Origin of the sequence: Paenibacillus fonticola DSM 21315 (genome assembly GCF_000381905.1) — a bacterium.
Lineage (GTDB): Bacteria > Bacillota > Bacilli > Paenibacillales > Paenibacillaceae > Fontibacillus > Fontibacillus fonticola.
Window position 1 is genome coordinate 32,196 of record NZ_KB907251.1, and the last position, 15,448, is coordinate 47,643.

2 protein-coding genes are annotated in these 15,448 nt (G+C 48.0%); both read left to right on the forward strand.

The window, feature by feature from the left end:
* Positions 1-5 precede the first annotated feature (5 nt).
* On the forward strand, positions 6-7,691 hold the full coding sequence (locus tag G358_RS0108660; protein ID WP_026342151.1) for a non-ribosomal peptide synthetase: 7,686 nt from the start codon (positions 6-8) through the stop codon (positions 7,689-7,691).
* Between the two features lie 12 nt (positions 7,692-7,703).
* On the forward strand, positions 7,704-15,434 hold the full coding sequence (locus tag G358_RS29700) for a non-ribosomal peptide synthetase (protein ID WP_019636818.1): 7,731 nt from the start codon (positions 7,704-7,706) through the stop codon (positions 15,432-15,434).
* Positions 15,435-15,448: the final 14 nt, after the last annotated feature.

Genomic DNA, 15,448 nt, shown 5'->3' on the forward strand with positions numbered 1-15,448 from the left:
TAAATGTGAATGATACTCAAATCCAAAACGTATATCCGCTTACGCCAATGCAGAAAGGAATGCTCTTTCATACATTGGCCGATCCGGATACCCCTGTTTACTTTCAACAGACGCTGCTGACGATTGGGGAGAAGCTTGATATCGACAGGCTGGAAGCGAGCCTTAATACGCTCGTGCGAAGGCATGATATGCTCAGAACAGTTTTTTTGTATAAAGAAGTGGACGAGCCGCTGCAGGTTGTCTTAACAGAACGGGAGCTGCGTATTAATGAAGTTAATATTCAGCACCTGCTAGAAGACGAACAGGAACAATTCGTAGCAGACTATGCGAAACGAGACTTACAGCAGCCATTTGCACTTGATGCCGATGCGCTGCTAAGAATTGCTGTCTTTCCGTGTGCAAATCAAAAGTGCAAGCTGCTGCTCAGCTTCTCTCATTTGATTATGGACGGCTGGTGTGTAGGTACGATTGCGAAAGAACTGTTTCAACTGTATCGCGGGCTTCCTCTTGATACCCCGGCTAGACCATTTAGTAGTTATGCGGAGTGGCTTCTTCAGCAGGATGAGTCTATTGCCATCGACTATTGGCGGACGTATTTAGACGGTATTGAAGAAGTGACGACACTGCCGGGAATGAAGACACATTCCGAGACAATGTCATCCGTTCCCGCTAAATGGACTGTTACGCTAAACACAGAGCTTACGCTCATGCTGAGTCAATTGGCTGCGCGCCACCAAGTCACGTTGAGTACTTTATATCAAACTGTCTGGGGAATATTGCTTCAGCATTACAATTGTGCTGATGATGTCGTCTTTGGAACAGTTGTGTCCGGTCGTCCGGCAGAGGTTCCAGGAATCGAGCAGATGGTCGGACTATTCATCAATACAGTACCTGTTCGTGTAAAGGCCACGGGCGAGCAATTGCTATCTGAAGTTATGAAAAATGTTCAGGATGGGATCGGTGCCGCTGAAAGCTATCATTACGTATCGCTGGCTGATATTCAGCAGCAAACGCCGCTGCATAATCAGCTCGTTCAGCACTTATTCGTATTTGAGAACTACCCGATTTCTGAACAGGTCGTAGGGGCGAAGGGCGAGATCGGGCTTATGCCGATCACAGGTGTCGACGGCTTCGAGCAGACGAATTACGATTTTACGATCGATATTATACCGGGAACTGAATGCTGCATTCAACTCACATATAATGCTGATAAGTTCGATGAGCAATGGATTAGCCGCATAAGCGAGCATTACGTACACCTGCTGCAGCAGGCGGTTGAATTGCCGCAAGTGACGGTGAATGCCTTGTCCATTGTAACGGAGGAAGAGCAGCACTTATTGCTGAATGAATTCAATACTCCGCTTGAAAGTAGGGAACTGGAGCCGATAGTTTGTATTTTCGAGCGCCAGGCTAGGCAAACACCGGAACGTACAGCATTGATGTGCGGTGCTGAAACAATGACTTATGATGAACTTCGGCGAAATTCGAACAGGTTGGCCAGATGGTTGCTTGCGCAAGGTATTGGCGAGGGCAGCGTCGTCGCTATTTGCTGCGAGCGTTCTTTCCCGCTGCCTGTAGCGATGCTGGCTGCTTGGAAGGCGGGGGCTGCTTATTTGCCTATTGATCCTGAATACCCGGAGGAACGGATCGCCTATATGCTAAGCGACTGCCGCGCGGCGATGCTATTGACTGATAAGCCGTATTCACCGGATTCGGTGACGACTGCCCTGCGTATTAATACAATTCATGAAACATTACTGGCTCTAGGCGCTTATGATGATAGCGATCTTCCGTTGATTACTGACAGTAAGAAGCTGGCGTATATGATTTATACATCAGGAACGACCGGGAAGCCAAAAGGCATCATGATCGAACAGCGGAATCTCGCCGACTATGTTGATACGTTTATCGAATATTTTCGGGTAAGTGAACATGATCGAGTGCTTCACCATTCGTCCATTTCATTCGACACATCGGTTGAAGAGATGTTTCCGGCACTGCTTGTCGGCGGAGCTGTTGTCATGATGGGGAAATATGATTTGCTCGAGCCGAAGTCTTTAATAGAAGAACTGCAGGAGAAGGGCGTCACGATTGTGTCGTGTTCTCCGTTATTGCTGCAAGAGTTGAATCGGATACCGCCATCAGACTATTATGCCAGACTGTACATTTCTGGCGGGGATGTATTGAAGAAGTCTTACTATAACAACCTGATTGGTTTCAGTGAGATTTACAATACCTATGGCCCTACGGAGACGACTGTATGCGCGACTTATTATCGTTGCAGTGGAAATGAGGAAGTGGAGCATATCCCGATTGGAAAGCCGATCCCGCATAAGCAAGTGCTCATTATGAACCATCGGGGTCAATTGCAGCCGATCGGCGTTCCGGGCGAAATATGCATTTCGGGAGCAGGTACGGGTGCGGGATATATGAACCTGCCCAAGCTGACGGGTGAGAAATTTGTCGATCATCCCTATGACAATGATGAGAAGCTGTATCGATCAGGTGACCGTGGGGTCTGGCTGCCAGATGGCAATATTGAATTTTTGGGGCGGATGGATCACCAGGTCAAAATTAGGGGTTATCGCATAGAGACAGGGGAAATCGAAAGGCTGCTCACGGAGCATGACAATGTGGAAGATGCGTTAGTGCTTGCTGTTCAAGTATCAACAGGAGAGCTTGCATTGAGCGCCTACTATTCGGCAGCCTTGCCAGTATCGGTGTCCGAGCTGAGATCGTATCTCGCGCGTCTGCTGCCAGACTATATGATTCCTGCATATTTCGTGAAGCTGAACCAGTTCCCTACGAATGTAAATGGGAAAGTGGACCGCAAGTCGTTGCCTAATCCGTTAGACAGCTTGACGCGGGAGCGAGCCTTTGAACCGCCGATCGGGAAGGTTGAACGGCAAATCGCAGAGCTATGGGAGCAGGTGCTTGAAGTTGCGGAAATCGGGAGAGGCGAATCGTTCTTCGAGCTTGGCGGGCATTCATTAAAGGCGACTGTGCTTATTTCCAGAATCAATCAACTGTTTGGGTCTTCGCTCTCCATTCGTGAAGTTTTTCGGCACCCTACAATTGAGCAATTGGCGAGAAGGGTTCGAGCTGCCGATAAGGCGGGTTATCAATCGATCACGGCGGCACCATATGCGGACAGTTATCCCGTGTCCTCGGCGCAAAAGCGTTTGCTCGTCATCCATGAGTTTGATAAAGAGAGTACTGCGTATCATATGACCGCAGCTTTGTCACTCATTGGTAATATTGATGCCGACCGAATTGAGGCTGCTCTGCGAGGTTTGATTGCACGTCATGAATCGCTGAGAACTTCTTTTCACTATTTAGACGGTATCGCTACTCAACGCGTTCATGCAGAGGTACCATTCGCACTGGAGCGTCTGGAATTGCCAGAGGAGGGGGACACGTCTGAACAATCTGGCTTTAACAAAATTATGAGCAGCTTTGTGCGGCCGTTCGATCTGACAGCGGCACCGCTGATTCGTGCAGCGCTCGTTCGGTATACCGATCGCAGTCAGTTTCTTGTTCTGGATATGCATCATCTTATTTCGGATGGTACTTCAATTGAAGTGCTTGTAAGTGAATTTAACTCTTTGTATAGCGGCAAACAGTTGCCCGAGCTAACGGTTCATTATAAGGATTACGCTGTATGGCAGGAACAACTGGCGAATAGCGGAGAACTGGAGGAGCATCGAAACTATTGGATACAAGCATTGAGTGAGCCAGAAGAGCTCAGACTTCCGGAAGACTACCCGCGTCCACCCGTTAAAAATATGCAGGGAGAAGGCATAAGCGAACTGTTGGACGAGCAGGTTGCGGATGAAGTTCGCCGCTTGGCAAAAGAGACGGGGACGACGGCGTACAATGTTTTGCTCGCTGTTTATTACGTTCTTCTATACAAATATTCCGGCCAGACCGATATGATCGTCGGTACACCGATTGCCGGCAGGCCTTTGGCAGAGCTGCAATCTGTTGTCGGAATGTTTGTGAATATGCTTCCGATCAGGAACCGGATAGCAGGCAATTTAACCTTTCGTGAATTTCTTGAACAGGTGCAGGAATCATTTATTGCGGCGCATGATCACCAGGCCTGCGGGTTAGAGGATATGCTGGAGCATCTTGGAATTGAGCGGGATTTAAGTCGGAATCCGCTGTTCGAAACGGTATTTGTATACCAGAACACTGGAAATGACTTACTTGAGCTGGAGGGTATTCGCATTCGACCGATTGAGACTGCATCGCGGGTCGCCAAGTTTGACCTCACGCTACATGCGGAAGAAGAAGGGGCGCTTATCCATCTGAGAGTCGACTATAGTACGGCGTTATTCAAGGAAGAATCCGTAAAATCGCTGCTAGAACGATACATCCGTCTTGTTAAACAAGTATGCCGCAATGCAGAGGCGCGAATTGCAGAGCTGGATTTAATGAGTCCTGAACAAGCGGAACATGTGCTAAATACGTTTGTATACGGTCAGCCAGTGCCGATTGCTGAGAAGGTTTTGCATAAACTTGTCGAGCAGCAGGTTGAGCGAACTCCAGAACATATATCGGTTGTGTTGGGAGAACGACAATGGACTTATCGGCAGCTTAACGATTATGCCAATCATTACGCCAGCATTTTTATGAAAATAGGCATCGTTCGAGGGGACAGAGTCGGCTTATTATTACATTCGTCATTGGAGGCAGTCGCAGCACTATTAGGCGTATTGAAGGCAGGGGCTGCATATGTTCCCTTTGACCCGGAGCACCCGATGGAGCGGCTTGTTGATGTTATTGATGACAGCGGGATAAAGCTGCTGGTGACGAACGAACAGCATAACATTACTGATGTTGTATCTGTTCCTTATTTGCGGCTGGAGGATGTAAGTCAGGTTGTGACCGCGAATTCCGTCAACCCTGATTTGCCGGTTCAAGGATCAGACTCAGCCTATGTTATCTATACTTCTGGTACGACAGGCAAAGCCAAGGGCGTGGTTATCGCCCATGAGGGTATTTCTAATACGATCCAATGGCGCAGCTCGACTTATGGATTAAATACTAGTGATGCGGCGCTGCAGCTGTTCCATTATACGTTTGACGGTTTTGTCGCCTCATTCTTTACACCGCTTGTTACGGGCAGCAAGGTTGTAATGCTGGAGCAGGGCCAAGCTAAAGATCCCGCAGCGATAAGACAAGCGTTGCTCAGGTATGACATAACGCATCTTATTATAATCCCGCCGTTGTATCAGGCACTGCTGGAGTACTTGTCTCCCGAAGATATGCTGAGTATAAAATCGGTAACGTTGGCTGGCGATCAGACGACTTCCGAATTGGTGCGAATAAGCAAGGAGAAAAGCTCTCATGTTGAATTGGTCAACGAGTACGGACCATCAGAGAATAGCATCGCTTCTACGTTTCATTTCGGTTTGCAGGTGGATGAAGAGGTAACGATCGGCAGGCCGATTTGGAATACGAACGTTTATGTGACTAATCGTGATGGTCAAATACAGCCTGTAGGAATTCCGGGGGAAATTGTATTGTCTGGCATCGGGCTGTCTTCAGGCTATGTGAATCGACCTGAGTTGACTGCCGATAAATTTGTGTCGAATCCGTATGAGCCTGGCAAAATAATGTACAAAACAGGCGATTGCGGGAAATGGTTGCCGGATGGAAATATCGAATATATAGGCCGCGTAGACCATCAGTTGAAAATAAGAGGCTACCGTATTGAACCAGGTGAGATCGAAGCGGTGTTGCTGGCGGACCCCGTTGTGAAGGAAGCGGTTGTTACCGTATTTACGGATGCTTCCCAGCAAAGGAGATTATGCGCCTATGTAGTACCGGAAATCGGTCATGCACCACAGCCGGAACATATAAAAGTACAGCTAGAGCGAAAGCTGCCGCACTATATGATTCCATCCGCTATCGTAATTCTGGAGCGAATGCCGTTAACTTCAACGGGCAAATTGAATCGAGGAGCTCTGCCTAAGCCTATTATGACGGAGCTTGGCGAGGCCGTTATGCCGGGCAATGAACGCGAGGCGCTGCTGCTATCGGTTTGGCGTGATGTTCTCGGTCTTGATTCGATTGGCTTGCAAGACAATTTCTTTAGCGCAGGCGGTGATTCAATAAAGGCGATTCAAGTTGCCGCGCGTGTACGCCAATATGGGTACGCCTTGGATATGAAGCAGTTATTTCAGCATCCGACTATAAGCACTTTAAGCCGATTTGTCGTTAAGGACGAGGAACTGATCGAGCAAGGAGCCGTCTCTGGCAATGTTATTCTGACGCCGATTCAGCGATGGTTCTGGTCATTGCCGTTTGCCGAGAAGCATCATTTTAATCAATCGGTGATGTTGTACCGGAAAGAGCATTTTGATGAGAGCGTCGTGCAGGAAGTATTCCACGCCATCGTTGAGCATCATGATGCGCTGCGCATGACTTTCAGGCAAGACGAAGATGGGAGGATCGGCGCCTATAACCGTGAGGTGGAGACACCGTATTTTGACTGGGAATTGGTTGAGCTTGGCGAATTCGCTATAGAGCAGGAGGCCGAAGCGGTAATTGCGAACAAGACCGAAAATCTGCAACGCAGTATGAATCTGGAAGAAGGTCCATTGGTTAAGCTGTGCCTATTCCGCGGAGATGCTGGCGATCATTTGTTTATCGCTGTCCATCATCTTGTCGTTGACGGTGTGTCCTGGCGTATTTTGCTAGAAGACTTTACATTGGCATACCAGCAGCGCATAGAAGGCAAACCGGTTGTATTGCCCGGGAAGACAATTTCGCTAATGCAATGGGCAACTGCAATGCTATCGGAAGCAGAGCAGGGACGATGGAATGAAGAGAGGACATATTGGAGCAGCTTGCAGAGCGGCGGTGTTTCAAAGCTGCCGAAAATGAGAACCGAATCAGCCGCGTTGGCGGTGGAGTTGGAGCGAGAGTCTGAGTCTGTTGTGATGACGCTTGATGCAGAGCATACTGCTTCACTGCTTCAACAGGCTAATCAAGCGTATAACACGGAGACAAACGATATTCTGCTTACCGCGCTATATTTGGCTATACGCGAATGGTGCGGTATGGACAAGCTGCTGTTGCAAGCTGAAGGGCATGGGAGGGAGGATGTGCTTGGCCTGAACATCTCTCGAACGGTCGGTTGGTTCACGAGCACATATCCGATCGCGCTGCATTCCGAGCGACCGGAGGATCTGTCTTATACGATCCGGTTTATTAAAGACTCGCTTCGTCGCATTCCAAACAAGGGGATCGGTTACGGTATTTTGAAAGAAATGACAACGCCAGACGAACAGCAGAATGAAATGACCCTTTATCCGGAAATTGGCTTCAATTATCTTGGACAATTCGACGAGGAGCAAAGGGGGGGATTGTTTCAATTTTCCTCTATGCCTAAGGGGGAGGAAATCAGCCGGCAAATGCCATCATCTTTTCTACTGGATTTAAATGGGATGATTGCTGAAGGCCAGCTTACGTTCCACTTCGACTACGATGTGGAGAGTTATTCTGCAGAGCATGTCCAGATGCTAGCTGATGGCTATCAGCGTTGGTTATTGACTCTTATAGATCATTGCGTGAATAAGCAAACGACAGAATCCAGTCCGAGCGATTTTGTATACGACGACATGTCGATTGATGAATTCGAACAATTGGCGCAATTGCTGGATCAGAAAATATCCGGATAGGAGGTGCTGGCTTTGAGTTCTGCACATATTCAAAACATATATCCGCTAACGCCGATGCAAGACGGAATGCTCTATCACGCTGTGATGCATCCCGAATCGGACGCGTATTTTTTGCAAAATGTAATGACGGTTGAAGGAGAGCTTGATATCAGCGCTCTGGAGCTTACCATGAATCGATTACTTGAACGGTTCGATGTGTTTCGGACGGTGTTTATGCATAAAGAGACCGAGCGTGCTTTGCAAGTCGTCCTTAAGAAGCGGGAAGCTAAGGTGATCTATCATGATCTGACTGCCTTGTGTACGGAAGAGCTGGAAGCTTGCCTCGAGCGGATTACGGAGCAGGACAAGTTAACACCTTTCCAATTAGATAAAGACGTATTAATGCGGATAACGGTCGTCCGATTTGCCGATAAGCAATACAAAATGATATGGAGCATACCGCATATCGTAATAGATGGCTGGAGTCTAGGCATTGTCTCTGACGCGTTCTATCGCATTTATCGTTCGATTGCGGCTGGGGAGGCAGTGATGCTGCCCCCGGCTCCTTCATTTGGTTCTTATTTGACATGGTTAAGACGGCAAGATCAGGCGAAAGCGATGGATTACTGGAAGGAATATTTGGAAGGTTACGGACAGCAAATCGAATTGCCCGGTAAATCAGGCAGCAATAAGAAAGCCCCTTATCAATTAGAGTCCATTCGCATCGAGATTGATAGGGATATAAGCGATAGATTGGAGCGCTTGTGCAGACAACACAAGGTAACGATGGGAACTGTCGCGCAGACAGTATGGGGTATACTTCTTCAGCGCTACAACAACATTGACGACGTTGTGTTTGGCTCTGTTATATCGGGTCGGCCGCCAGAGGTTATGGATGTAGAGGAAATGGTCGGATTGTTCGTGAACACAGTGCCGCTGCGTGTGCGCAAACGTTCAGGGCAGACGTTCGCTGAACTGATAGTAGACGTACAGCAGTCGATGATCGACGCTAACCGCTATGGGTATGTATCTTTGGCGGATATTCAAACTGCGGCTGCCCAGCCAAGCTTGATTGGCCATTTGTTCGCGTTCGAGAATTATCCGATTCGGGATGAGGAGCCGGTGTCCAGTCTGGATCAAGGCGGTACATCGTTCACGATTCGGCAGACGGAGGTGTTCGAGCATACAAATTATGATTTTCATCTGACGGCAGCGCAGAGTGATTATCTCGTATTTGAAATAAATTATAATGCAGCCGTGTATAACGATGATGGCATGAGACGTATGGAAGGACATTTGCGAACCATTGTCGGGCAAATTTCCGAGTCATGGGATATGTCCATAGAGAGCATCGACTTGATGACGGATGTAGAGAAACGCCAGATCATAATCGACTTCAATCAAACCGAATCCCCTTATCCAAAGGAAAAGACGGTTAATGAACTGTTGGAGGAGCAGGCGAATTTACATCCGGATAACATCGCTGTTGTATATAAGGATAGTCAATTGACTTATGCCAAGCTTGTACAAAGGTCGTCCCGCCTGGCAGGCTTGCTAAGCAGCAGAGGGGTTAGTCGGGGTTCGATAGTTGGCTTAATGGCAGAGCAATCGATCGAGCGCATCGTTGGAATATTCGCCATATTGAAAGCCGGTGGTGCTTATATGACTATCGATCCTGAGCTTCCGAAACAGCGTAAGCTGTATATGCTGGAAGATGCGGGAGCAGAGTGCCTGCTTACATTTGGCAGGAATACGGAGTTAGCCGAGTTTGGCGGAGATCGTATTCGTTTAGAATCATGGAGTGATTATGAATGGGCTGAGGATGAGCAATCATCAATGGGGCAAACGCCTGAAGACTTGGCTAACATTATGTATACATCGGGCTCGACCGGTGCGCCCAAGGGGGTTATGATCGAGCATCGAAATATCGCAAGGCTTGTGAAAAACGCCTCTACGGTGCCTCTTCATGAAGAAGTGCGGCTGCTGCAAACTGGGGCATTCGGCTTTGATGCCATTACGTTTGAAATATTTGGAGTGCTGCTTAATGGAGGCCGTCTGCATTTGATAGATAAAGACGTCCTATTAGATGCCGGCTTGTTGGCAACAACGCTTCGCCAATATAGCATTAATACGATGTTTCTAACTACACAGTTGTTCAATCAACTGGCCATAGAGGATCCCGTAATATTATCGGGGATCGATTATTTGATTGTAGGCGGTGAGGCGCTGGCTCCGAAGCCGATTCAGATTGTACGGGCAGCATGTCCCCAATTAACTATTATTAATGCATACGGTCCCACTGAGAATACGGTTTTTTCGACCTATCACTGGGTTGACCGGGACTATGCTGGGAACATTCCGATCGGAAGGCCTGTGTCGAATTCGAGCGTGTATATTGTTTCTAGAGATGGGCAGCTTCAGCCTATAGGTGTACCGGGAGAGCTGTGTGTCGGCGGAGATGGCGTCGGGCGCGGTTACGTAAATAAACCAGAGGCAACAGCCGAACGTTTCATTGATAATCCGTTTGCGTCGGGGACAAGGCTGTATCGAACCGGGGATCTCGCTCAGTGGCATGCAGACGGTACAATGGAATATCTTGGCCGTATGGATGATCAGGTCAAAATTCGCGGATTCCGAATTGAGATTAGTGAGATCGAATTCCGGCTTAGCAAGCATTCCTGCGTCAAGGAAGCGATCGTAACGGCTATCGGAGACAAAGACATGAAATATTTGTGTGCCTATGTCGTCCTGGCAGACGGGGGACATGTTGAAGAGGCCGAGCTGAGTCGTCACCTTGCCGAAGAATTGCCGGATTATATGATCCCTTCGCATTTTGTGTTGTTAGATCAGCTTCCGTTAACGCCTAACGGCAAAGTGGACAGGAAAGCTCTTCCCCAGCCTGTTCGTGAGGAAGGCAGGAAGGCTGTTTATGTTGCTCCGAATAATGAAACGGAACGGCAGATGGTGGAGTTGTGGGAAAGCGTGCTGGGAACATCGCCGATTGGAACAACGGACAATTTCTTCTCATTAGGTGGTCATTCGCTAAAAGCAATGAGCCTTGTTTCGCGGATTAACCGGGCACTCAATAGGCAGGTATCGATTCGGATGCTGCTTGAAAATCCGACGATTCAGGACTTATGCGGCGTGTTAGATAAAGAGGGGGCGCAAGATAAGCAGGTCATCGTTCCGATGAAACGAACAGATGCATATGATTATCCGCTTACACATGCCCAGCAAAGGATTTATCTCATTAGCCAGTTCGATTCAGTTGGAGTAGCCTATCATATTCCATACGTACTGCGGATTAACGGGAATTTGAATAAGCGGCACGTAGAGCAAGTGCTGCAAGCGTTGGTCGAGCGGCATGAATCGCTTAGGGTGTCCTTCCATGTCGTCGACGGGAAGCTCGTACAGCGAAGAAATGATCCGATCCAGTTCCAGCTTGAAATGCTTGGCGGTACATCTTCGAGGGCTGATCAGTTTGAACTGGATACGGTGTTAAATGCGTTCGTGCGACCATTCGATTTGAGCTGTGCGCCTTTATTCCGTGCCGGCCTGGCGAGCGTTTCTGAGAACGAGCATTATTTGGCGCTGGACATGCACCATATTATCGTCGATGGCGCATCTGTAAACGTGCTTATGGAAGAACTGGTATTGCTCTATAAGGAGCAAGAGCTTCCGCCGCTTCAGCTTGATTACTTAGATTATGCAATATGGCAAAATGAGCCCCGGCAGCGGGAGCGGCTTGAGCAACAGAAACAGTATTGGCTGCAGACATTTGCGGGAGAACTGCCTGTGCTGCAGCTGCCAACGGATTATCCAAGACCGCATTACCATAGTTATAAAGGAAGCAGTGTATCTGCGACATTAGAACCAGACTTGTCGCATCGCTTGCGTCAGTTGGCCGCAGGCACAGGAACAACGATGTATATGATTTGTATTGCGGCATACAGCGCATTGCTTCATCGCTACACGGGACAGGAGGATGTCATTGTCGGATCACCGGTTGCAGGACGAATAGCAGACGGTCTGGAACGATCTGTGGGGATGTTTGTTAATACGCTTGCGATGAGACATTTTCCGATTGGCAGCAAATCATTCCGTGAATTTTTATCTGAAGTAAAGACATGTACGCTGGGGGCGCTCGACAACGAGCAATATCCTTTGGAAGAACTGTTGGAGCAATTGCAATTACCACGGCAGGCCAACCGGAATCCGTTGTTTGATACTATGTTTGTGTTCCAAAATGGAGTGGATAGTGGATCGTCGACTGACGAGACAGGGATTGAGGTTGTTGACTATGAAATGGACATTGCTAAATTCGATCTAACCTTCACGATTGTTGATAATGGCGATACGTTTCATTTATCCGTAGAATTCAGTAAGGATCTTTATCATCGTGATACGGCAGAACGGATGGCGCGGCATTATATTAATGTGCTTCGCCATATATCAGAAAATACAGATGTATCTTTAGAAGCGATCGAGCTGCTAGATAAAGCCGAACAGCAGATTTTGCTGCAAACCTTCAACGATACGCAGCGTGAATATCCACGAGATCGCACAATTGCGGAATTGTTTGATGAGCAAGCGCTGCGTAATTCCGATCGGCCTGCTGTTGTGTACGATGGACAGTCGTTGACGTATCGTGAACTGCAAGAGCACGCGGGCAAGCTAGCTGTTGTGCTGCAAAAGAGAGGCGTTCGAGCCGATTCTGTTGTAGGTATTTATGCTGATAAATCATTAGAACTCATTGTCGGAATTATGGCTGTACTAAGAGCGGGAGGCGCATTCCTCACCTTGGACAAATCGCTTCCGTCCGACCGCATTCGCTATATGCTGGAGGACAGTGGAGCCCGTATCGTACTGACGGATGGCGCTGGCGGGTATGATTTTGCAGACCAAGGTATCGAAGCTGTGAATATTTCCGTTGATAGGGGAGATGAGCAGGAGCTGTCTCACGGTCAAGAGCTTAATTATGCTAGCGTTGCGACGGATCTCGCCTATATTATGTACACCTCGGGCTCTACGGGTCAGCCTAAAGGCGTCATGGTTGAGCAGCGGAATGTTGTCCGTTTGGTTAAAAATACGAACTATGTGCCATTGAACGAAAACGTACGTATTTTACAGACTGGGGCCATCGGCTTTGATGCGATTGCATTTGAGATATTCGGAGCTTTGCTAAATGGCGGATGCCTTTACCTTGTTGATAAGACTGTCATTCTGGATGCGGAGGCGTTATCAGGCGTTATCGCTAGGAATGGAATTAATATGATGTGGTTGACTTCCTCCTTGTTCAATCAATTGGTGCAAGCCAAGCCAAACACGTTCACTGGTATTAGCTATCTGATTGTAGGTGGTGAGGCGCTGTCTCCCAAACATATACAGAGTGCACGTGAAGCTTGTCCGGAGCTTCTGATTGTCAACGGCTATGGCCCAACGGAAAATACAACCTTCTCGACGAGCTTCCCTGTTATGCATAACTATGACAGCAATATTCCTATCGGGCGGCCGATTGCGAACTCGGCAGCTTATATTGTGTCGAAGAGCGGTATGCTGCAGCCGATCGGGGTGCCTGGGGAGCTGTGTGTTGGTGGAGATGGAGTTGGCCGAGGGTATGTTAATAAGGAAGACGAGACCGCGCTGAAATTCGTGGACAATCCATTCGCACCGGGTATGAAAATGTATCGGACAGGCGATTTGGCGCGCTGGTTACCAGATGGAACGATTGAATATAGCGGCCGAATCGATCAGCAGGTTAAAATTCGCGGTTATCGGATTGAAACCGGGGAAATCGAGCAGCGGTTGGGTAAGCATCACTCTGTCAAAGAGGCAATAGTTGTTGTTGGCGGTAAAGATCATGGTAAATATTTATGTGCTTACGTCGTACCAAATAATGATCAGAGCGTAGATAAGGCAGGGCTGCTGCGTTACCTCGGTGCGGAGCTGCCTGACTATATGATCCCATCGCAAATCGTTATATTGGAACAACTGCCGCTGACCGCAAATGGGAAGGTTAATAAACGCTCTTTGCCCGAGCCGGAAACAATGGAGCGCAGCGGCTCCCATTATGCGGCCCCTACGAATCAAATTGAAATTTTGATCGCACGGGAATGGGAACGTGTGCTAGACGTCAAGCCGATAGGCATTTATGACAACTTTTTTGCAATCGGTGGTCAGTCACTCAAGGCAATGGAGCTGGTTGCGGCTCTGCAGCGAGCAGGGTTACGCGCTAATATCAGTCATTTATTCGAGGAGCAGACGATTGCAGGAATGGCGGGGCGGTTACTAGGGGGAGCGAATTTAGCGGTAGAGCAGCAACGCTCGGAACAGGTATCCAATCTGGAGCTTATTGCGGAGTCTGCTGCGGAGTATAGCGAACAGATTGATGATGATAACGAAGAGTGGTTAATGATTCGCAATGACATAGTGGATCAGTTAAGTAAGGATCATAAGAAATATTGCCAGCGCGTTATGGATGGGGATGTTATAGGAGTTCACCCGTTATCGCCATCCCAGCAATTTCATCTTCATCATCCAGAATGCTCCGGCACGATGATTCGTCTGGACTTCGATGTCAATATTTCTGCGCTCAAGCAAGCGCTGTTAGCTATTGTTCATACCCAGCGATTAATGAGAAGTGTACTGTGTGCAGGAACGGAAAAGACGGCCTGGGTTGAGTATGAGGTACCGTCGGAAATTGACCTGTCAATAATTAACATCGTAGAGTATAATAAATCTATTAAAAGAAAAATATGGAATGAGGTTTTAAGGGATTATTTTTACGAGGAACATCAGTTTGATCGTTTGCTGTATAGAATGGCGCTGATTAAAGAGAGCGAGGAATCGTTCACTCTTCTATTACCATTTTCTCATATCATCTTCGATTATATGAGCGGTGAAATTATTCGTAGAGATTTAATCGAGCATTATTTATTCTATGCAGGCGAAGCAGAGAAGCCAGCAGTGCGGATGTCGGACTATTGGCAATATCATCGTCAAATATCCAAGGGACCTGTTGGACTGGGGGATGATCAACTATTTCAAGGTTATGAGCTTGAGGAATTAAATGCTGCAAGCAGTACTGTTGCCTCGTTAGTACGGGATAAAGACAGGGCATCAGGTACATCTCTGCTGGTGAACATTCCGCTTGCAGGCAGCTTACAGCTAAACAGTGATATGCGATGGAGCTTCGCGATGACGCTTATTTCGCGGTATCTTTGCAGCCATTTTGAACTGGACAATGTCCCGATCTGGCTTACGCGTTTTGGTAGAAGCTATGAGCAAGAACACTACTACGATACGGTTGGAGAATTCATAGATCATATACCGTTCAATTTGAGGCGAGCCGAGACTATTATGGAAGCGAGCTCACGCTTGCTGCCGCGTCTTCAGGAAGTGTCTCAATACAATCTTCATTTTATGAATCTGATATACAACGATGATATGCATCAGCGATACCCTCGATCGTCCGCCTATTTACAGTCGAGCTTCACTCAACTGCCGATCGTTATAAATTATCTGGGGCAGTTAAGTGAAGATCATAATGAGCTTGAGCATTTGGAGCGCGAAGCTGTAATTAATCCTGAGCCCGACATGCTGTTATTTTCGGTCAGGAATACGGAACGGGAGCTGTTGTTGTCCGTTTACTTGCCATACAGGGAGGACGAGGGAGAAATCCGGCGTCGGATCGAACAATTTGTTCCAGCCATGCTGGACGAGTTGACTTTAATGTCGGTGCAGGGAAGCGGTGTCTCATCGTGACAATCAGGGACCAT